Genomic DNA, 21873 nt, shown 5'->3' on the forward strand with positions numbered 1-21873 from the left:
TTGTGTTTAAATAGTTAGTTTGTCCACAGCAATTACTTGCCTAGCATACTACGAATTTGTTTAACATCTTGTTGAAGTTGAACGTCATTTTTCAACATAGAAGATATTTTTTCGTGCGCATGGATGACAGTTGTATGATCACGGCCACCAAATTCTTCGCCAATTTTGGGCAGCGAAAAATCTGTCAACTCGCGTGATAAGTACATAGCGATTTGACGTGGAAAAGCAATTAATTTAGTACGTTTTTTGGCAGCGAAATCTTCCAATCGTATACTAAAATGTTCCCCTACTGCATTTTGAATATCTAATATTGTCACTGTTCGCGGTTTTGAATTTGGAATGATATCCTTCAATGCCTCGGCAGCTAATGTCGCTGTAATATCTTTGTTTACAAGTGATGAGTAGGCAACGACGCGAATAAGCGCACCTTCAAGCTCCCTAATATTGGAGTCAATCTGGTTCGCAATATAAAGCATTACTTCATTTGGTACCTCTAGACCGTCTGCTTTTGCTTTTTTACGCAAAATAGCGATACGTGTTTCCAAATCGGGTGGCGCAATATCAGTTATTAACCCCCACTCGAAACGTGAACGGAGCCGATCTTCTAAAGTTGGGATCTCCTTAGGAGGTCGGTCACTTGAAATAACAATTTGTTTGGATTCTTCATGTAAAGTATTAAAAGTGTGGAAAAATTCTTCTTGAGTTGATTCTTTTCCAGCAAGGAATTGAATATCATCAATTAGCAGTACATCCACGTTGCGGTACTTATTGCGAAAATCAAGTGCTTTGTTATCACGAATTGAGTTAATAAATTCATTTGTAAATTTCTCGGATGATAAGTACACTACTTTTGCATTTGGATTATGCTCTAATACATAATGACCAATAGCATGCATTAAGTGCGTTTTACCTAGCCCTACTCCCCCATAAATAAAGAATGGATTGTATGCCTTAGCAGGTGCTTCAGCTACAGCTAGCGAAGCTGCATGTGCAAAGCGGTTACCAGAGCCAATAACAAACGTATCAAAAGTATATTTCGGGTTTAACATACCTGGTGAAATATCATGATGTTCATTATTTTTTGCTTGGATAATCGGCGCTGGCAAATCAAAATCGTCCGAATCCTGGTTTTTTTGAACAACAAATTTAATAAGCAAGTCTTCGCCTGTTAGCTCCGTTAATATACCTGTAATCAAATGAATATAATGATTTTCAAGCCAGTCTCGAGCAAACGAATTTGGCGCAGCAATTGTCACAGTGGACCCACTACCATTGTAAGATAGTAACTTCGTAGACTTTAGCCACGTTTCGAAGCTTGGTTTAGAAATTTTTTGTTCAACTTGAGCCAGGACATTGTTCCATAGTTCTTCTAAATGTTCCAAGCTGCTAATCTCCTTTACAGTGTTCAATACAAAAAAAAATCGCATTTATAGAATTGTAAATACGTTCATTTTATAACTCGTCCACATAATCACAAGTTGTGGATAAAAGTTAACCAAAGGCTGTGATGAAAATTATCCACAGCATATTAACAGTTGTGGATAATTAAAATGTTCGTTTTAGTTTTCAACAAAGTGAAGCACAGTAATCGTATCAGAAAAACAAAGCTATTTCAATAGTTTGTGAAACTTATCCACATAGCTTGCAGTTATGCACTTTATAGTTGTCCACAAGCACTGCTTATGTGAGAAACCTGTAGATAAATGTTGTGGATAAAAAATAATGCAAAAAATACTATACACAACTCTGTGTGAAAAAAACAAGTACTCTGTGGATAAATATTTTTTATGTTTATGTAGAAAAATTATTTCTAGTAGAGATCCGAACACTAGGAAATTGAGAAAGAATATATAGATAGTTCGACCGATTAAAAGAAATTTGTGAAATTCATTGACAAAATAACTAGATACTTTATATAATATTCGAGTCTGTATGTTGAAAAATTCAACTCATATCAGGAGGTGTCTATATAAATGAAACGTACTTACCAACCAAAAAAACGTAAGCACAGCAAAGTACACGGTTTCCGCGCACGTATGAGCACGAAAAACGGTCGCAAAGTTCTTGCTGCTCGTCGTCGTAAAGGAAGAAAAGTTTTATCAGCATAAAATAAGTCCACTGAGCCACATCAGTGGTCTTTTTTTTCTTTATTTTTGGTAAACCTAGAAATGAGGATCAAAAGATATTATCTAATAGCAGGTGAAAGAAATGAAAAAACGCCAACGAGTGAAGAAGAATGATGATTTTCAAAAGGTGTTTAAAAAAGGTAAATCTTTCGCTAATCGTCAGTTTGTTGTTTATTTTTTAGTAAAAGAGGGACAAACGGAATTTCGTGTAGGTTTATCAGTTAGTAAGAAGCTTGGGAATGCGGTAACACGCAACCAAGTAAAACGCTATATTCGACAAAGTATTCATGAATTAAAAGATGAGCTAAAGCCGAATATGGATTATGTTATTATCGCCAGACATCCGGCGGCCACTATGGATTTTCATGAAGTGAAACAAAGTTTGCAGCATGTACTACGAATCGCAAAGGTAATGAAAAAAGTGTAATGTATGCAACCAAGTGGTGAAATTACGCCTGTACTGTTAGCAATAGAGTAGATAATATATAATTTTGCATAAAATTATATATAAGGGAATTATACACATGGGGGTATTTAAGGCGGGAGTTTTCACTTAAAAATATGTAAAATTCACAACTTATCTTAGGAATAAGTGTGTGCAGTTAGAATATTTAGTAGAGTGAATGTTATTGGCATGATAAAATAACTGATAACTTTATCTTCATCTTGGACTCTCAAAAGTGGACTGAAATAAAGATAAGGCTACTGACATTTAACCGATTATGTGATAGGAAACTGTCGGTACAAAAAAGAAGCATATAGAATAAGAAAAAGTGAATAGTAATTGTAGGGGGAAGAAGGTTGAAAAAACAACATTGGGTAATTTTGTCACTAGTATCGGTAGCCTTACTACTTTCTGGTTGTACAGAATTCAATGAACCAATTTCCAAAGATAGCACAGGCTTCTGGAATGAATTCATTGTTTGGCCGTTGGTATCAGCAATAAAATACTTTGCTGATCTACTAGGTACGTATGCATGGGGGATCATTGCCGTAACGATTATTATTCGTTTAGCAATTTTGCCATTGATGATCAAACAAACAAAGAGTTCTAAAAAGATGCAAGAAATTCAACCAAAATTGAAGGAACTGCAAAAGAAGTATGCTTCTAAGGATGCTCAGACACAACAACAATATCAGCAAGAAATGATGAAGTTAATGAGTGAATCTGGAGTAAATCCTCTTGCAGGATGCTTACCAGTAATCATTCAAATGCCAATCTTAATTGGTTTCTATCATGCAATTAGCCGTATGAATGCAACATCAACATTTGATTTAGGGAATTTCTTTATCTTCCCGCTAGCAGATCCTGCACCTGCATTAGCTATTACAGCTGGCTTAATGCAATTTATCGTATTACGTACAGGACCAGCCATGGATAATCCTCAAATGAAAATTATGATGTATATTATGCCATTCATGATTATTGGTTTTGGTATGGCCTTACCAGCTGCATTATCATTATACTGGGTAATCGGAAACATTATTTCGATTTTCCAAAACTTGTACATTTATAAACCTTGGAATAAAGATAAAACACAACCTGCTCAAAATGGAGGGGCTAAAAAGTGAAACAACTTACGCAAATAGGCGCAACAACACAAGAAGCGATCTCATTGGCGTTACAGAAACTTGGCAAAACCCGTGAACAAGTAGATGTTGAAGTTTTACAAGAAGGTAAAAAAGGATTTTTAGGTTTTGGGGCACGTTCTGCAGAGGTACGTGTAACAGTAAAAGAAGTTCAGGTTCCGACAATTGAAAGCGACAATGCGCAATTGCAGGTAGTAACTCAATTATATGAACCAATAGAATTAGATGATGTTGAAACACTAAGTTCACAAGTTTCTGAACAACCAAGTGAAATGGAAGAAGTTCAACAAGTCGTTAAAGAACAAGCTGAGGATGGAGACTCCGCAAATCCAATTGAAGAGGCAAAGGCTTATTTAAGTAGTATCGCTGAACAATTGGCTATTCATGATCTTGAAATTGCTACGACACGCGAAGGGAAATATGTATTATTTCAACTAAAAAGCGAGAAAGCTGCCCTGCTTATAGGGAAACGAGGTCAAACATTAAATTCCTTACAGCAATTAACGCAACTCGTATTAAATAAAAGCGCAAAGCAGTTCTTAATGGTGAAACTAGATGTAGAAAACTATCGCGAGCGTCGACAAGTAGCTTTAGAATTACTTGCGGATCGAATGGCGGATAAAGCATTACGCTTAAATCAACGTGTGGCATTTGAACCAATGCCGTCTTACGAACGGAAGATAATTCATAATCAATTAGCAAATCGTCTAGATCTTGAAACGTATTCAGAAGGTACGGAGCCTAATCGTTATTTAGTAATAGAACCAGTAAAAAATAATTAGACGGTTTCACATAATCATACAGACAATATATTTTGAAAGGTCATTTTATCTTTTAGATAAAATGACCTTTTTTAATGAAACATAGCAAATTTTGTCGAAAATAGGATTAGCGAAAAATTGATTTTATCCACATTTGGAAATGATCCTTACTTTAGATTTTGCTGAAAATATGTTAGTCTAAGGTGTTAGTAAGTATTGGTCGGTTTTGATTATCCACATGTGGATAACGTTGAGGAGGTCATTAAATGGAGTTCGATACAATTGCTGCGATATCCACACCGATGGGTGAAGGTGCCATAGCCATCGTTCGTTTAAGCGGAGACGAGGCTGTGACGATTGCAGACAAAATATTCAAATCACCCGGGGGTAAAAGTTTAACAACGAAAGATTCGCACACTATTCATTATGGACATTTAGTCGATCCTAAGTCTAATGAGGTAGTAGAGGAAGTAATGCTATCACTGATGCGTGGGCCAAAAACATTCACACGTGAGGATGTAGTTGAAATAAACTGTCATGGTGGATTAGTTTCAGTCAAACGCGTGTTGCAACTTGCTTTAACAAATGGAGCAAGATTAGCTGAGCCAGGTGAATTCACAAAACGTGCCTTTTTAAATGGACGTATTGATTTATCACAGGCTGAAGCAGTAATGGATTTGATAAGAGCTAAAACAGATCGTGCGATGAATGTGGCGCTGGGTCAAATGGATGGAAAATTATCGAGACTTATTGGTGATTTGCGCCAAGCTTTACTAGAGACATTAGCCCAAGTAGAGGTTAATATAGATTATCCAGAGTATGATGATGTAGAAGAAATGACTGTACCTGTATTAGTAGAGAAATGTACATGGGTAAAAAATGAAATTATAAAACTTTTGCAAACATCTTCTCAAGGAAAAATTTTACGTGAGGGATTATCAACAGTTATTTTAGGTCGTCCGAATGTAGGAAAATCTTCACTATTAAATAGCTTAGTACAAGAAAATAAGGCCATAGTGACAGATATTGCAGGGACTACTCGTGATATTATAGAGGAGTACGTCAATGTCCGAGGTGTTCCACTTCGTTTAGTGGATACAGCGGGTATTCGGGAAACAGAAGATATTGTTGAACGAATTGGAGTAGAACGCTCACGGGAAGCTCTTCGTGGAGCTGATTTAATTCTGTTTGTATTAAACTATGCAGATGAATTAACTGCTGAGGATGAGCGTCTATTCGAAACAATTGAAGCGATGGATTACATCGTTATTGTCAATAAAACAGATTTACCGCAAAAAATTGATTTGGCTCGTGTCAAAGAATTAGCTGGTGAGCATCGCATTGTAACAACTTCTCTGCTACAAGAGGAAGGTATTACAGAGCTAGAAGAAGCCATTGCTGCATTGTTCTTTGAGGGACAAATCGAAGCGGGCGATTTAACATATGTTTCAAACGCAAGACACATTGCCCTTCTACACCAAGCACAAGCAACGGTAGAAGATGCAATAGCAGCTGCACAGAACGGTGTACCAGTTGATATGGTACAAATTGATGTAACAAGAACATGGGAAATACTTGGCGAAATCATTGGTGATACTGTTCAAGAAAGCCTCATCAATCAACTATTTTCTCAGTTCTGTTTAGGAAAATAATTTTCAGAAAGAAAGGAAGGTACGAGCATGCCAACAAAATATGAGGCAGGCACGTTTGATGTGATTGTGATTGGTGCTGGTCATGCAGGTTCAGAAGCTGCACATGCCGCAGCTAAAATGGGTGCTAACACATTAATGCTAACAATCAATTTAGATATGATTGCATTTATGCCATGTAATCCATCTATTGGTGGTCCTGCCAAAGGAATTGTCGTACGTGAGATTGACGCTTTAGGAGGCGTCATGGGGAAAGTGATAGATAAAACGCATATTCAAATGCGAATGTTGAATACAGGGAAAGGCCCAGCTGTACGTGCATTGCGCGCTCAAGCGGACAAAGTTTTGTATCAACAAGAAATGAAACGAGTATTAGAGGAAACACCAAACTTAACAATCCATCAAGGAATGGTTGAAGAGTTAATTATTGAGGATGGGGAAGTAAAAGGGGTCATTACACAAATTGGTGCCGTTTATCGTGCTAAAACAGTTGTCGTGACAACAGGTACTTTCCTACGTGGTGAAATCATTATTGGTGATATTAAATATTCAAGTGGACCTAATAACCAACAACCGTCAATTCGCTTAGCTGATAATTTAAAAGAGCTAGGTTTTGATCTAGTTCGATTTAAAACAGGTACACCACCACGTGTGAATAATCGTACAATAAATTATGACAAAACAGAGATTCAACCAGGAGATGATGTTCCACGTGCATTTAGTTTTGAAACAACTGAATTCATCATGGATCAGCTACCTTGCTGGTTAACATACACAAGCCCTGAAACTCATGAAATTATTGAAGCAAATTTACATCTTTCACCGATGTATTCAGGGATGATTAAAGGGACAGGTCCACGTTATTGCCCATCTATTGAAGATAAAGTTGTACGTTTTAATGATAAGCCAAGACACCAAATCTTCTTAGAGCCAGAAGGCCGCAATACACGTGAGGTTTATGTTCAAGGTTTGTCAACAAGCCTACCAGAGCATGTTCAAACACGTTTACTAAAATCTATACCTGGCTTAGAGAATGCGGAAATGATGCGTGCTGGTTATGCTATTGAGTACGATTCAATTGTGCCAACACAATTATGGCCAACTTTAGAAACCAAACGTATTAAAGGCTTATATACAGCAGGTCAAATTAACGGTACATCTGGCTATGAAGAAGCTGCCGCACAAGGCTTAATGGCGGGCATGAATGCTGCTGCTAATGTACTAGGTAAAGACGAATTAATTTTAAGCCGTTCGGATGCTTATATTGGCGTTTTGATCGATGACCTAGTGACTAAAGGAACAAATGAGCCATATCGTTTATTAACATCTCGTGCAGAGTATCGTTTACTATTACGTCACGATAATGCAGATCTACGATTAGTAGAGTTAGCTTATCATATGGGGATGATTCCACAAGAAAGATATGCTAGTTTCAATGAGAAAAAAGAGCTGATTGAAAATGAAATTGCACGTCTTCGTGAAGTCATTATTAAGCCAAATGAAGCGACACAATCTGTTATTCGCTCTGTTGGTGGTAGTGAATTAAAAGACGGTATTCGTGGTGCAGATCTATTAAAACGCCCTGAAATGCATTATGAGTTAATTGCTTCTTTAATTCCGGCAGAAATCGAATTAGCGGATGAAGTGAAAGAACAAATTGAAATTCAGCTTAAATATGAAGGCTATATCGAAAAAGCATTGCAACAGGTAGAGAAACTACACAAAATGGAAAACAAAAAAATTCCTGAGAATATTGATTACGATGCTATTTCAGGTTTAGCAACAGAAGCGCGTCAAAAATTAAAACAAGTTACACCACTGTCTATTGCGCAAGCCTCTCGTATTTCTGGTGTTAATCCAGCTGATATTTCAATTCTGCTTGTTTATATTGAACAAGGTAAAATTGCGAAAGTAAGCAGCTGATCATCAACAACAGTAAAGTGAATAAGAGGCGGGCATACCATTGTGCCCGCTTCCTATTTTTAAGGCTATACTATTAGTTGGAGTTGTATAGCTAGATCAACAAAGGAGACTTTACATGAACGAACAACAATTTATTGAGGCTCTGAAAGAGAAAGGTATCGAACTTTCTGATATACAGATTGCTCAATTTAAAAAGTATTTTGAATTACTTGTTGAGTGGAATGAAAAGATGAATTTAACTGCCATTACAGATTTAGAAGGCGTGTATTTAAAGCATTTCTTCGATTCGATTAGTCCTTCATTTTACTTTGATTTTTCAAAAGTCATAACTGTTTGTGATGTTGGGGCAGGAGCTGGTTTCCCAAGTATCCCAATTAAAATCTGTTTCCCACATTTACAAGTTACAATTGTCGACTCTTTAAATAAAAGAATTACCTTTTTAAATCATTTAAGTGATGAGTTACAATTAGAGAATATGCATTTTGTACATGCTCGAGCGGAAGAGTTTGGCCAAAATTTAAATTACCGTGAACAATTTGATGTAGTAACAGCACGTGCTGTAGCTCGTTTATCAGTTCTAGCAGAGTTATGTGTACCTTTAGCAAAACAAGATGGATATTTTGTTGCTTTAAAAGCCGCAGCTGGGGCAGAAGAACTAAAGGATGCTAAAAAAGCTTTAACAACATTAGGTGTTAAACTGAGAGAGGAATTTTCTTTCAAGCTACCTGTTGAAGAAAGTGAACGCATTTTATATATATTTGATAAAATAAAAGGAACACCGAAAAAATATCCGCGTAAGCCAGGTGTACCAAATAAAACACCGATTCAATAATTAGTGTTTCATGTGAAACTTCTCAAAGTGGAAAATATTTTTTCTATTTTGAGCATACATACTAGTTATGGATGGTTCACGCAAAAGACATCTATGAACTATATACATTTAAAGAAATATAATAAATAATAATAGAATGACACAGAGCAAGATAGTTACTTAAAGGTGGTGCCACTTGGATGAAAAGTCCTTTTTCACGTTTTTTTGGAGGCGGAAGTAAAACAGAGCCTATTGTGAAAAATGAAGTAGAACAAGCAGAGGCGGTTCATGCAGCGGAAGAAGTCATAAAGTTGCCTATTGATCAAATTGTACCTAACCGTTTTCAGCCACGTACTATTTTTGATGATGAAAAAATTGAAGAATTATCAAGAACCATTCATACACATGGTGTGATTCAGCCAATTGTTGTACGTAAAACATCAGACAATCAATATGAAATTATTGCTGGTGAGCGTCGTTATCGAGCGATGAAAAAGCTACAATGGACAGAGGTCCCTGCTATTGTACGTAATTTAACTGATAAGGAAACAGCATCTATTGCGTTAATAGAGAACTTGCAGCGTGAAGAGTTAACTGCAATTGAAGAAGCGGTAGCCTATCAAAAATTATTAGAGCTTCATGAGCTAACACAGGAAGCACTTGCCCAAAGACTTGGAAAAGGACAATCCACTGTAGCCAACAAATTACGTTTATTAAGGCTGCCAGATGAAGTACAGCAAGCTATTTTGAAGCGGAAAATATCTGAACGACATGCACGTGCATTAATTGCTATTAAAGATCAACCATTGCAACTAGAAATTTTACAGCTAGCAATTGAAAATGATTGGAATGTGCGACAGTTAGAGGAGCAAATCCAAGCTATATTACATCCTGTAGCTGATGAGCAGGAAGAATCCATTCCAAAGAAAGCTAGGCCGAAACGTAAAGCTATAAGTAAAGATGTGCGTATTGCTTTGAATACCATCAAACAGTCGTTAACGATGGTAACGAAAAGTGGGATTACGGTGAAAACAGAAGAAGAAGATACAGAAGAATACTATCAAATTACAGTGAAGATTCCTAAAAAGAAAAAAGTGTAATAAATTATTTTGGAAAAATAATTTATGATCAAATTTATCACTGTACAAGGGAGATATCTCAGAAGGTTTATAGAGATATCTCCTTTTTTGTATTTATTCTTAATATTTTATACAACTCTCTTCAAATTTTTTGATAGAATGAAAGTTAGATAGCGGATTAAATAGTGATTTTACAAATGATTTGTCAAAGTAAACTTTGATAGATGAAAGCAGGTGCTTTTAAATGGGTAGAATTATAGCAATCGCCAATCAAAAGGGTGGCGTAGGTAAAACAACAACTTCGGTCAATTTGAGCGCTTGCCTAGCATACTTAGGTAAGAAAGTGCTTTTAATTGATACTGATCCGCAGGGGAATACAACAAGTGGACTTGGTATTAATAAAGGGGAAATACAGGGTTGCATTTATGATGTGCTCATTGATGATGAAGATGTTCAAAATGTCATTCAAAAAACAAATGTAGAAAATTTATCTATCGTGCCAGCAACAATCTCACTTGCAGGTGCAGAAATTGAATTGGTTTCGACTATTTCCCGAGAAGTACGTTTAAAACATGCCTTACAAAATGTGAAAGAGGATTTCGATTATATAATTATTGACTGTCCACCATCTTTAGGGCTTTTAACAATCAATGCGTTAACAGCTTCAGATGCGCTTATTATTCCTGTACAATGTGAATATTATGCATTGGAAGGGTTAAGTCAATTACTATCAACAGTTCGCCTCGTTCAAAAGCATTTGAATCAACAGCTTTACATCGATGGCGTTTTATTAACAATGCTAGATGCACGCACAAACTTAGGCTTACAAGTTATTGAGGAAGTGAAAAAATATTTCCAAGATAAAGTATATAAAACAATAATCCCCCGTAATGTGCGATTAAGTGAGGCACCAAGTCATGGTCAACCAATCATCACTTATGATGCAAAATCTAGAGGTGCAGAAGTTTATTTAGAGATGGCGAGGGAAGTGATTAAAAATGGCTAAAGGTCTAGGAAAGGGTATTGGGGCATTATTTCCAGGAGAGTCTTTAGAACACAGTGGTCAAGTGGAAGAAATCCAATTAGATTTAATTGTTGCGAACCCATTTCAGCCACGTAAAATTTTTGATGAAGAAAGTTTACAAGAATTAGCTGATTCTATTAAAGAACATGGAATTTTGCAGCCAATTGCTGTACGTAAAAAAGCACGCAAGTTTGAAATTGTTGCGGGAGAGCGTCGTTACAGAGCTTGTCTATTAGCTGGCCTCGAGGTTATTCCTGTCATTATAAAAGAGCTATCAGATGCACAAATGATGGAGCTTGCTATTTTAGAAAACCTCCAACGTGAGGATTTAACTGTTATTGAAGAAGCAGAAGCCTATCAGAGTTTAATGGAAAACTTACATTTAACTCAGGAGGAGTTATCGAAGCGATTAGGAAAAAGTAGACCACATATTGCCAATCACGTTCGGCTACTGGCATTACCAGAAGATGTACGTAAATTGATGAATGATGGAACTTTATCGATGGGGCAGGGACGGGCATTACTCGGCTTAAAAAATAAAAGAAGAATATCAGAAGTGGCTAATAAGGTAATAAATCTAGGATTGAATGTACGTCAAGTTGAATTATTAGTGCAAAACTTAAATGAAGAAGTTTCACGTGAAACAATCCCTCCTAAGAAAAAAGATATCTTTGTAACTGCAAAGGAGTCTCAATTACGAGACTACTTTGGAACAAATGTTCAAATAAAGAAAACAAGCAATAAAGGGAAAATAGAAATTGAATTTTATTCTGAAGATGATTTAGAGCGAATATTGGAAATATTAAACATACAGGAAGAATAAAATAATATTTCTATAACTTAATCAGAGCGCCAAGCAAATAGGCGCTCTCTATTTTTTAGAGAGAAAGAAGGCTTAAGTGTGGTATTACTAGGGGCATTGATAAATGCTGTGTTAATTATAGTAGGAGCATTAGTAGGGCGCATTTTTAAAAATATCCCTGAATCTATGAAATCTACGGTTCTTTCTATTATTGGTTTAGCCGTCACATTATTAGGGATAAAAATGGGCTTTGAAAGTGATAATTTTATTATATTGGTAGTAAGTTTAGTGGTAGGTACAGTAGTAGGTGAGTGGTTAGATTTAGATAAACAAATGAATCGTCTTGGTAAATGGGTAGAGAGTTTATTTCGTACAAAACGGGATGACCAAAATCAAATTAGCATAGCAGAGGGCTTTGTCACTGCCTCACTAATTTTTGTTGTAGGATCAATGGCTGTTATAGGTGCTCTTGATAGTGGTCTTCGTAATGATCATAATGTACTCATTACTAAAGGATTAATAGATGGATTTACATCCATTATTCTAGCATCGACATTAGGTATAGGTGTAATGCTATCCGCTGTACCTGTCTTTGTTTATCAAGGATTAATAGCTCTTTTTGCAGGTGTTATAAGTTCCTTTATCCCTGATGCAGCACTACAAATGTTCATTACAGAAATGACGGCTGTTGGCGGGGTTATGATTATGGCAATAGGGTTAAACATTGCAGGTTTAGCTAAGATCAAAGCTGCTAACTTGCTGCCAGGTATCGTTATTGTTGGTATTATGGTGGCTATCTTCTACATTTTTTAGTGAATAACGATGAGCAGCTAGTAATAATGCTCTTGAAAGCTTTTCAGCCATTGCATAAGAAATATGAAGTCTGGTATTTTGTAAAACAAGCATTTCCATAAAGCCTCCAATATTGACGATTCCTTTCACGGAAATGTCTCCAATTGGGGGTAATTCTTTTTTTACAGCTTTTCCAGGAAAAATGGGTCCACTTTGAACTGAAATATGACCAACATTTTGCTCACTGCCGAGACAGGCATCAATCGCAATAATGAATGGTTTTGTAGTATGATTGTGTAGCTGTTGCATTGTAGAATCTAGGTTTAGAGCATGTAAAGGATCTTCTAAGGAACCTACAATTTCATAAGGAAAGCTAACAGATTTTTTTAAAAAGCTACCAGTTAATGGACCAAGTGTATCTCCCGTACATCGGTCACTGCCAATACAACAAAAAATTAGTCTTTCATGATGAAACGGTATATGTTCTAAAAATAATGTACTTAATTGCCAAACAGCATTTTTACTCTCATGATGAAGGGAATAAGGTAGTAACAAATTTGGTATAGTATTCATAAAAAAACTCACTTTCTTTTTATTTTTAGAAGTGCTCAATTTTTATGCAGTATACGCAAATTTTTAGCAAGTTATTCAAGAGGTGGTAATGATGGAAAAGAATAAAAAGTTAATGGAGAAATACTGGGACAAGCTCACATCTGAGGATCTTTGGGAAAAGGTTATTGATGCATCTATAGAAATTTTGCTCATTCTATTAGTATCGTGGATCGCTGTAAAATTAGGTAAAAAATTTATTAAAAAAGTGTTTTTAATCCGTATGCGTTCACCATTGAGCCACTCAGACCGACGCCAACGAACAATTTCAAGATTATTACAAAGTGTGATTTCGTATGTCGTTTATTTCTCTGCAATCATTGGTATACTTTCTTCCTTAAATATTAAGGTAGCAGGTTTATTAGCGGGTGCAGGAATTGTTGGTTTAGCAATAGGTTTTGGAGCTCAAAGCTTAGTAAAGGATGTTATTACTGGATTCTTTATTATTTTTGAAGACCAGTTTGGTGTAGGCGATTATATAAAAATAAATGCTGCAGAAGGTACAGTTGTAGAAATTGGCTTACGTACAACAAAAATTAATGGTGCTACTGGTGAACAGTTCATCATTCCCAATGGTGCCATAGGCGAAGTCGTCAATTATTCTGTTAACAACTCCAAAATTTTTATAGATTTACAAATGGCCACGGATGCTGACTTTGAGAAAGCAGAAGGGATTATTAATAAGTATTTAGAGACATTGCCTAAGATGCATAAAGAATTAATTGCAGCTCCAGTATTTCTAGGTGTGCAAAATGTTAAAGGGACAGAAGTAACCATTCGTATAGTTGCTGAAACATTACCGCAGCAACAATATGGAGTAGCACGTACCATACGCCGCGATATTACGAAACTCTTTGAAGAAAATAATATACCAATGGTCTATCCAAAAATGATGTTCTATGGCAAAGATGAGGGGAGAAGTGTGTAAGATGGAGGCAAAAAAATTTGGTTTAAATGATATTGTTGAAATGAAAAAACAACATCCATGCGGTACCAACAAATGGAAAATTATTCGTATGGGGGCGGATGTACGTATCAAATGCGAAGGATGTCAGCATAGTGTCATGATTCCACGTCGTGAATTTGAGAAAAAAATGAAAAAGGTTTTATTTTCTGCGGAAGAGTCGTAACATCAGGCATATTAGACTTTTTCTGGGTGAATCAATATAATAGATAAGGTTATATGAGAGAAAATTTGAACTGAGTATAGAAAGGTTGTGTCCATCCATGGCATTAACAGCTGGAATCGTTGGTTTACCTAACGTTGGAAAATCAACATTATTTAACGCAATAACAAAAGCGGGCGCATTGGCTGCAAACTATCCATTCGCAACGATCGATCCAAACGTTGGTATAGTTGAAGTACCTGATGCACGTTTAGATAAATTAACAGAATTAGTGGTACCGAAAAAAACTGTGCCAACTGCATTTGAATTTACAGATATCGCTGGAATTGTTAAAGGTGCCTCCAAGGGTGAAGGATTAGGAAATAAGTTCCTAGCTCATATTCGTGAAGTAGACGCAATTTGTCAGGTAGTACGTTGTTTTGTAGACGAAAACATTACTCACGTTTCTGGTGCAGTAGATCCAATTGACGATATTGAAGTTATTAATCTAGAGCTTGCACTAGCTGACTTAGAATCTGTGGATAAACGTTTACAACGAGTTAGCAAAATGGCGAAACAAAAAGATAAAGAGGCTATGCTAGAGGAGCCAGTGCTTCTAAAAATTAAAGAGCAACTAGAAAACGGTAAACCAGCTAGAGCAGCTGAGTTATCAGATGATGAATTGAAGGTAATTAAAGGTCTTCATCTGCTAACAATTAAACCAATGCTTTATGTAGCAAACGTTTCAGAAGATGAAGTAGCAGATGCAGACAACAACGAGTATGTGAAAAAAGTACGTGAGTATGCATCCGCTGAAGGTGCACAGGTCATTACTATTTGTGCAAAAATTGAAGAAGAAATTTCTGAGTTAGATGATGAAGAAAAAGCTATGTTCTTAGAAGAATTAGGAATTAAAGAATCTGGTTTAGATCAACTAATTCGTACTTCTTATGACTTATTAGGTCTAGCTACTTACTTCACTGCAGGTGTACAGGAGGTACGTGCCTGGACGTTCCGTAAAGGAATGAAGGCACCTCAATGTGCAGGTATTATTCATACTGACTTTGAACGCGGCTTTATTCGTGCAGAAACAGTGGCATATGATGATCTTCTTGAGGCAGGTTCTCAAGCAGCGGCTAAGGAAGCTGGTAAAGTACGTCTTGAAGGTAAAGAATATGAAGTACAAGATGGCGATATTATGTTATTCCGCTTTAATGTATAAAAAACTTACAAGGGCAATCTAAAATGGTTGCCCTTTTTCGATTGCATCGTTATCAGAATTTTTAATGTATGGAGGCGACTTATGAATGAATCCTGTGCAAATTAAGGAACGTGGTTTAGAGTTTGAGCAGCTGGGGATGCTACCACAAGATGTCTTAGATTATATTTATGAACAACGATTATTCAAATTGTTCACGCCAAGAGAATTAGGTGGTATGGATTTAAATTTAGTAGAAGGTGTAAAGATATTTCAACAGATGTCTGCACTTGATGGCAATTTTGGATGGCTCATTACTATTGGTACAGGTGGAAACGCATTTATTCCAACATTCAGTAAGGAAATTTGTGAAAAAATCTATTCTCCTAAAGAAGCAGTTATAGCAGGGAGTGGATATCCAACAGGGATAGCTGTAAAAACAATTGGAGGCTATTATGTAACAGGGCAATGGAAGTATTGTAGTGGTTCTAATTATGCATCAACATTTACGATGAATTGTTTAATTGAAGAAGATGGTATCAAAACCGAAAAAATTATTAGCTGCTCAGTAAATCCACATGATGTAGAAATTTTGAATGATTGGTCTGCAATGGGTTTAAAGGCAACAGCTAGTCATACAATCCGTGTAAACAATGTTTGGGTACCACAGGAAGCTACTTTTCAATTAGGGGTCATCAGAAATGATTATAGCAATTCAGTACATAGCTTTCCATTTACCACTTTTGCAGAGGCTTCTTTTTTAGGCGTTTGTCTTGGGATGACAGAGAATTTTTTAGAAGAAGCTTTTGCTTTAATGAAGCAACGAAATCATGATGGAAGCAGAACTGAACGAATTGGAGCCTTCCAATTTTTATGGATGCAGCAGCATAAACGTTTCAAGCAATGCGAGGAACAGTTTTATGCAACATTATCTGTCTTTTGGCAACAGCATCAAAAAGGTGAACAATTAACGGAAGAGGAATTATCACAATTTACTCAATTGGCTAAGGATATAGCTACTGCATGCTTAGAGATAGCGAATAATTTAATACGCAGTCTCGGTATGGATGCCATTACAGAAACATCTACGATTAACCGTATTTGGAGAAACTTATATACAGCAGCCCAGCATGGATTTTTAACTCCTTAAAGTATAAATAGAATCTGTAGTTGTTCATTTCTAATCTACAGATTCTATTTAATTATGTAGTCTTACTTTAATGATGATCCTTTTCCTGCAATAGATAAACATACAGCTTTGGTAATTTAGGATCATCCTGTACGATAGCATTACGTGGATATTTGCGTAGCTCTTTATACATGGCAAAATCGCCTACAGCTCCAGCTATTAACACCGCCCCTATCAATATTAAAACAGTACTGTTAAGATAAAACCCAACAATGGTTGGGAGTACTCCAGTCATCCAGAATGGCAGTAATAAAGCTTTTTTCATAGCATGGTTGGGGAGAGGTTGCTCAGTAGTTGCATAGGCAATACCTTGCTCTAAATTTACGCCATATTTCAAAGCTTTAAAGGGAACTTTGCCAAAAATCATAAAGCCAATTAAATGAAAAGCCTCGTGTAGGATAATAAAAATTATATACAGCACAACAAATAGTGCTGTGCCACCAATCATCTTCCAAAAAGAAAAATGGAAATCTTTAAAGCAAATATATTGGATGGCAATAAATAATATGACAAGACCACTTGTCATCACAAGATTGTCAATCATTAACTTCTTTAAATCTAATTCGATAACGATAGGCTCCTTATCGTTGGTTAACATGAAGGCACTCCTTTCATAGATAATGAAATATACTGCCATTATATAACGAATTATTAGTTTGTGACTTGAAAGACATGTACCTATATGTTACAATTCATTGATGTGAGTAATAATTAATTACTTGCTCCTTGCTCCCTTAATTAGGAGAGCCTAAGTCCATAAGGAGGTGTAAACAGATGAGAAAATACGAATTAATGTACATCGTACGTCCGAACATTGAAGACGAAGCGAAGAAAGCTTTAGTTGAACGTTTCAACGAAATGTTAACTTCTAACGGTGCAGAAGTCATCGAATCAAAAGAGTGGGGCAAACGCCGCTTAGCTTATGAAATTCAAGACTTCCGCGAAGGTTACTACCAAATCGTAAAAGTAAACGCTACTTCAGATGCAATCAACGAGTATACACGTCTTGCTAACATCAGCGAAGACATCATTCGCCACATTGCAGTTCGCGAAGAAGCTTAATAATTAATTTTTTACAAAACGCTGAAAAGGAGGTTGTATTCTGATGATTAACCGTGTCGTATTAGTTGGAAGACTAACAAAAGATCCTGAGCTACGTTATACACCGAATGGAGTTGCGTCTACAAGATTTACAGTAGCTGTAAACCGTGCATTCTCAAATCAACAAGGTGAACGCGAAGCTGATTTCATTAGCTGTGTTGCTTGGCGTAAACAGGCTGAAAACCTAGCGAACTTCATGCGAAAAGGAAGTTTAATTGGGGTAGAAGGTCGTATCCAGACAGGCAGTTATGAAGGACAAGATGGTAAGCGCGTATACACAACAGATGTCGTGGCGGATAGCGTACAGTTTTTAGAACCCCGTAATGGTAGCGGTGCTCCTGCTCCTCAATATGGTGGACAAACTTACGGTAATAACCAACCGTCATATGGCGGTGGTCAACCACAACAACAGTTTGGTGGCGCTATGCCAGGGCAGGGTTCCTATGGCGGCGATTCGTATCAGCAAAATCAACCACCTATGAATCAGCCGAATTATACACGTGTAGATGAGGATCCATTTGCGAATAGCAAAGGGCCAATAGAAGTATCTGAGGATGATCTTCCATTCTAATGCTTCTAAATGATAAAAAAAGATAAGGAGGAGACACACTATGGCACCACGTCGCGGAGGCCGCAAACGCCGTAAAGTTTGCTACTTCACTGCTAATAACATTACGCATATCGACTATAAAGATGTAGATTTATTAAAAAAATTCATCTCTGAGCGCGGTAAAATTTTACCACGTCGCGTAACTGGCACTAGCGCTAAGTACCAACGTAAATTAACTTCAGCTATCAAAGTATCTCGTATCATGGGATTACTTCCATTCGTAGCAGAAGATAAATAAAATTTATTTATTAATAAAAGCACAACAAGGTTTTCATAACCTTTGTGGTGCTTTTTTTTATTTATACTGTTTTCTCAAATATTGTTGCTATAAAGGAAAGTTAGGATTATTCAACAATCGTGCACGATTGTTGAAGATCGTTATTGAACTTAAAGCACCAGGTTAGTTCAATAAGAAAAAAGAGCTGCATACGCAACTCAATGATTTTCATCTAATCATTAACATATATTTACCCCCTAGAATATATGTTAATGGTATAAAAATTGGATAAATCTTCACAAAACGGAAAAGCTTACAAATGGCACTTGGAGAGGACATTACAGGGGAACAGTTTCTGCTTGGGTTGAATAAATTATCAAATGTAAAATTATTTCAAGCTCACCTATTCGGTGGGCTTGTTTTATTTAAGGAACGATAGATATGGCAAAGGATCAACGATAGGTACCTAAAATGACATTCTTAATTACACAATATAATAAGATTAGATTCGGATAGAAGACTATTGGAAAATATTTTTCCAATTTTTATGCATCGATCAGTTTTTAGGTAAGATTATTTTCTAAAATTATTTTATATAAAATGTCACCAAATGGTAATTTCATGTGTGTTATAAGTGAAAGGAGTTGATGGATGTTGCAACAATTAGTTTGGTCGAACGAACTAGATATAGAACGAATTGTTGATAAATATGGAAATATGCTTTTTAGAATGTGTCTTGTTATTCTATGCAATGAGAATGACGCAGAGGATGTCGTACAAGACACTTTTATTACCTATCTAACTAAATCTACACCATTTAACGATTCAGAACATGAGAAAGCATGGTTGATTACTATTGCTACAAATCGTTGCAAAAATATGAGAAGGTACAATATTATTCGTAAACATATGGATATCAATGATTTGCAACTATATTGTAAGGATGATGAAAACTATGGTTTAATCGAACATCTTATGAGATTGCCAAATAAACATAAGATTGTATTGTTACTTTATTATGTAGAGGGCTATAAAGTAGATGAAATAGCAAAAATACTTGCCATTACTACTTCAGCAGTTAAAAAGCGATTACAACGTGGAAGAGAGCTTATTCGAGAAAGATATCGAAAGGAGAATGAAATATGAACTTTGATAAGATTAAAGAAGCTGTTAATTCTATTGAAATGTCAAAAACTATGAAAAATCGTGTGAAAAAGAATTGCAATATTATAGAAAAGAAAAATTTTAAAGGGCGGATTTCTGTAGCTTGTGCATTTGGATTCCTATTGTTAATTATGATAGGTATTCCATTTTTAGATAATAACGAAAACTTTCGAGTCGCAAATTTTACAATCACAGCTTATGCATTGAGTGATAATGCGAATCAGCCTAATACCAAACTTTCATCAGATAAAGCTACTTTTGAATTATCAACTGAAGCTAGAGGTAGTACAACTGATATAACTGGAGATGTAGGTAATTTAATCTTTACAAAGCTTATGCTAAATATAAGTGGAGAACATATCGACTCAATCACTTATACCATTAGCAAAGGCAAGTTTATAGAGGATGTTACACTTACAGCTAAAGAATATACAGACAAAGACTGGTTATTATCAGAAAAGATATTTATGATTGGAAGTTCGCCTGGTTCAGATATATACAATGGTACAAAGGAAATTGGAAATACCTATACGGTTAAGTATAATGAACAGGATAAATATAAATATTCACTTGCAATTCCTCATGATGGCAATTTGGTAATAGATGACGACATAATAATCAAAGTAATTGTAAAATATACAGATGGAAGCTCTGAACAACAAGATATTGTTGTAACTCAAGAATCAAATTCTATTTCATTAAAGCTTAATTAAAATAATCGAGATGATAATACTACTGTACAAAGAACCAAGTTAACTAGAGAAAAGAAAAACTAGTAGAAAAATCTATAGGATAGATTAGAAACCAAACATTGACGAGGATACTAATTACTCTTGGTAGTATTGTTGGGTACGGAATTTATGTTGAATTTAGTTAAATTAGTTAGTATCATGGGATTACTTCCATTCGTAGCAGAAGATAAATAAGATTGATGACATTAAGGTAACTGATCTTACATCAATTTTAACTACCAGCATATTACGATATTCGTATCGGGTATGCTGGTTTTTTGTTATGGTTAAAAAGAAAATTATCAGCTACTTAGGTAAAAGTTCGAATTAAAATTGAAAAAATAATGACAATGTACATAGTGATCTAAGTGATTTTTGTTCAATACTATGAAAAAATGGTACAATAAAGGGTAGTAAGTTTGACTGAAAAAAAGGAAGGTTTTCAATGCCGAATAATCAAACAAAAGCGCTTGTACAAGGCTCAATGATGGTTGCACTTTTTACAATCTTAATGTTAATTTCTGCATATGTACCATTCATCTTTATAGTAGCTTTATTATTCGCTCCACTACCGATTGCTTGGTATAGCGCAAATTACAAGCGTTCCACATCCATACTCGTAGCAATAGTAGGCTGTATCCTAACCACTATAACGAGTGGAATATCCATGCTGCCATTTGCCTTTATTTTAGGGTTAGTAGGTGTCGTTATGGGTAACGCCATTTATTTGAAGAAGAGTAAGCTTTATTTATTTATGTCAACGGGGATTGCTAATCTCCTTTCAATGGCAATTGTTTATGTTGCTTATGTAAAGCTTTCAGGGATTGACTTCATCAGCATGAGTTTAGAGATGGCACGTAAAAATTATGAGCAATCTAATGAATTTGCGAAGAATGTCACAGGCCAAGTAGCCATTAATCCAGAGCAGCTTGAGGCAATGTTTAAAACAATTGAACTGACTATGCCTGCAACGATAACAATCTCAGCATTTTTTGCTGCATTTATTATCATTACAGTCAATTTACCAGCTCTAAAACGACTAGGGGTAGATGTTCCAAAATTTGCTCCATTCCAAAATATGAGATTACCACGCTCTATTTTATGGTATTACATGATTGTTTTATGTATTAATTTATTCATGCGTCCTGAGGCTGGCTCTACACTAGATATTATTGTATTAAATGTTTCTTATATTTTATGGTTGTTACTGATTTTACAAGGAATATCTTTTATCCATTATTTTATCTCTAAAAAGGGGATGCCAAATGGAGTTAAATGGGTAGCCACTTTATTAGCAATTCCATTATCATCCTTTATGATCTTACTCGGTATTGTTGATTTAGGTTTTGACGTACGTTCACTTGTAAAGGGGAAGACTAAAGAATAAGGGG

The 21873-nt window shown here is 35.8% G+C and carries 24 protein-coding genes; 21 read left to right on the forward strand and 3 right to left on the reverse strand.

Translation table 11 applies throughout. The annotated features are described in order from the left end of the window. Window positions 1-32: 32 nt before the first annotated feature. A complete protein-coding gene (dnaA, locus tag QH639_RS16490; RefSeq protein ID WP_369700628.1) occupies window positions 33-1427 on the reverse strand; it encodes a chromosomal replication initiator protein DnaA in 1395 nt (464 codons plus the stop codon). Window positions 1428-1973: 546 nt separating this feature from the next. On the opposite strand from dnaA, the gene rpmH reads away from it, so the two are divergent. From rpmH to QH639_RS16545, 11 genes are all read left to right on the forward strand, one after another. Next, the gene (rpmH, locus tag QH639_RS16495) at window positions 1974-2108 is read left to right on the forward strand and encodes a 50S ribosomal protein L34 (protein WP_004233310.1); all 135 of its coding nucleotides are present in this window, start codon (window positions 1974-1976) and stop codon (window positions 2106-2108) included. A gap of 100 nt (window positions 2109-2208) precedes the next feature. Continuing rightward, a complete protein-coding gene (rnpA, locus tag QH639_RS16500) occupies window positions 2209-2553 on the forward strand; it encodes a ribonuclease P protein component (protein ID WP_048395204.1) in 345 nt (114 codons plus the stop codon). Window positions 2554-2927: 374 nt separating this feature from the next. Next, complete coding sequence (yidC, locus tag QH639_RS16505; RefSeq protein ID WP_025115704.1) at window positions 2928-3698, forward strand: membrane protein insertase YidC; 771 nt, start codon at window positions 2928-2930, stop codon at window positions 3696-3698. After that, window positions 3695-4498 carry an RNA-binding cell elongation regulator Jag/EloR gene (gene jag / locus QH639_RS16510; protein ID WP_131521716.1) on the forward strand — a complete coding sequence of 268 codons (804 nt, stop codon included), beginning with the start codon at window positions 3695-3697 and terminating at the stop codon, window positions 4496-4498. Before yidC ends, jag begins: the two co-directional genes overlap by 4 nt. A gap of 245 nt (window positions 4499-4743) precedes the next feature. After that, complete coding sequence (gene mnmE, locus QH639_RS16515) at window positions 4744-6129, forward strand: tRNA uridine-5-carboxymethylaminomethyl(34) synthesis GTPase MnmE (RefSeq protein ID WP_131521717.1); 1386 nt, start codon at window positions 4744-4746, stop codon at window positions 6127-6129. A 27-nt stretch (window positions 6130-6156) separates the two neighbouring features. Then, window positions 6157-8049, forward strand: a complete 1893-nt coding sequence (mnmG, locus tag QH639_RS16520) for a tRNA uridine-5-carboxymethylaminomethyl(34) synthesis enzyme MnmG (protein WP_259420006.1) — start codon at window positions 6157-6159, stop codon at window positions 8047-8049. A 115-nt stretch (window positions 8050-8164) separates the two neighbouring features. After that, a complete protein-coding gene (rsmG, locus tag QH639_RS16525; RefSeq protein ID WP_131521719.1) occupies window positions 8165-8881 on the forward strand; it encodes a 16S rRNA (guanine(527)-N(7))-methyltransferase RsmG in 717 nt (238 codons plus the stop codon). Between the two features lie 179 nt (window positions 8882-9060). Next, window positions 9061-9960 (forward strand): nucleoid occlusion protein, encoded by a 900-nt coding sequence (gene noc / locus QH639_RS16530; RefSeq protein ID WP_131521720.1) that lies wholly within the window; start codon window positions 9061-9063, stop codon window positions 9958-9960. A 223-nt stretch (window positions 9961-10183) separates the two neighbouring features. Further along, complete coding sequence (locus QH639_RS16535; protein ID WP_048395216.1) at window positions 10184-10945, forward strand: ParA family protein; 762 nt, start codon at window positions 10184-10186, stop codon at window positions 10943-10945. Beyond that, window positions 10938-11786, forward strand: a complete 849-nt coding sequence (locus tag QH639_RS16540; RefSeq protein WP_048395218.1) for a ParB/RepB/Spo0J family partition protein — start codon at window positions 10938-10940, stop codon at window positions 11784-11786. Before QH639_RS16535 ends, QH639_RS16540 begins: the two co-directional genes overlap by 8 nt. Window positions 11787-11864: 78 nt before the next feature. Beyond that, window positions 11865-12578 (forward strand): DUF554 domain-containing protein, encoded by a 714-nt coding sequence (locus tag QH639_RS16545; protein WP_259420008.1) that lies wholly within the window; start codon window positions 11865-11867, stop codon window positions 12576-12578. Here QH639_RS16545 and yyaC read toward each other — a convergent pair. Further along, complete coding sequence (gene yyaC / locus QH639_RS16550; protein WP_281114830.1) at window positions 12498-13130, reverse strand: spore protease YyaC; 633 nt, start codon at window positions 13128-13130, stop codon at window positions 12498-12500. The genes QH639_RS16545 and yyaC overlap by 81 nt on opposite strands. 91 nt (window positions 13131-13221) lie before the next feature. Here yyaC and QH639_RS16555 point away from each other — a divergent pair, with 91 nt between their 5' ends. The 4 genes from QH639_RS16555 (at window position 13222) to QH639_RS16570 (ending at window position 16620) form a co-directional block, all read left to right on the forward strand. After that, complete coding sequence (locus QH639_RS16555) at window positions 13222-14094, forward strand: mechanosensitive ion channel family protein (RefSeq protein WP_131521723.1); 873 nt, start codon at window positions 13222-13224, stop codon at window positions 14092-14094. A 1-nt stretch (window position 14095) separates the two neighbouring features. Beyond that, on the forward strand, window positions 14096-14296 hold the full coding sequence (locus tag QH639_RS16560) for a DUF951 domain-containing protein (RefSeq protein ID WP_048395226.1): 201 nt from the start codon (window positions 14096-14098) through the stop codon (window positions 14294-14296). A gap of 97 nt (window positions 14297-14393) precedes the next feature. Continuing rightward, on the forward strand, window positions 14394-15494 hold the full coding sequence (ychF, locus tag QH639_RS16565; RefSeq protein ID WP_131521724.1) for a redox-regulated ATPase YchF: 1101 nt from the start codon (window positions 14394-14396) through the stop codon (window positions 15492-15494). Between the two features lie 85 nt (window positions 15495-15579). After that, window positions 15580-16620: an acyl-CoA dehydrogenase family protein gene (locus QH639_RS16570; protein WP_131521725.1), complete on the forward strand. Its 1041-nt coding sequence runs from the start codon at window positions 15580-15582 to the stop codon at window positions 16618-16620. 67 nt (window positions 16621-16687) lie between these two features. Here QH639_RS16570 and QH639_RS16575 read toward each other — a convergent pair whose 3' ends face one another. After that, a complete protein-coding gene (locus QH639_RS16575; protein WP_131521726.1) occupies window positions 16688-17257 on the reverse strand; it encodes a DUF3267 domain-containing protein in 570 nt (189 codons plus the stop codon). Window positions 17258-17433: 176 nt separating this feature from the next. Here QH639_RS16575 and rpsF point away from each other — a divergent pair, with 176 nt between their 5' ends. The 6 genes from rpsF (at window position 17434) to QH639_RS16605 (ending at window position 21869) form a co-directional block, all read left to right on the forward strand. After that, on the forward strand, window positions 17434-17721 hold the full coding sequence (rpsF, locus tag QH639_RS16580) for a 30S ribosomal protein S6 (protein WP_016992320.1): 288 nt from the start codon (window positions 17434-17436) through the stop codon (window positions 17719-17721). Between the two features lie 43 nt (window positions 17722-17764). Next, complete coding sequence (gene ssb, locus QH639_RS16585) at window positions 17765-18331, forward strand: single-stranded DNA-binding protein (protein WP_048395233.1); 567 nt, start codon at window positions 17765-17767, stop codon at window positions 18329-18331. Between the two features lie 40 nt (window positions 18332-18371). Beyond that, window positions 18372-18608, forward strand: a complete 237-nt coding sequence (gene rpsR, locus QH639_RS16590) for a 30S ribosomal protein S18 (protein ID WP_012296211.1) — start codon at window positions 18372-18374, stop codon at window positions 18606-18608. A gap of 630 nt (window positions 18609-19238) precedes the next feature. After that, entirely contained in the window at window positions 19239-19733 is a 495-nt protein-coding gene (locus QH639_RS16595) for an RNA polymerase sigma factor (RefSeq protein WP_131521727.1), read from the forward strand. Next, window positions 19730-20464 carry a hypothetical protein gene (locus QH639_RS16600; RefSeq protein WP_131521728.1) on the forward strand — a complete coding sequence of 245 codons (735 nt, stop codon included), beginning with the start codon at window positions 19730-19732 and terminating at the stop codon, window positions 20462-20464. Before QH639_RS16595 ends, QH639_RS16600 begins: the two co-directional genes overlap by 4 nt. 463 nt (window positions 20465-20927) lie before the next feature. Next, the gene (locus QH639_RS16605) at window positions 20928-21869 is read left to right on the forward strand and encodes a YybS family protein (RefSeq protein WP_066038355.1); all 942 of its coding nucleotides are present in this window, start codon (window positions 20928-20930) and stop codon (window positions 21867-21869) included. The last annotated feature ends 4 nt before the right edge of the window (window positions 21870-21873 follow it).

Source organism: Lysinibacillus sp. 1 U-2021 (genome assembly GCF_029916965.1).
GTDB lineage: Bacteria > Bacillota > Bacilli > Bacillales_A > Planococcaceae > Lysinibacillus > Lysinibacillus capsici.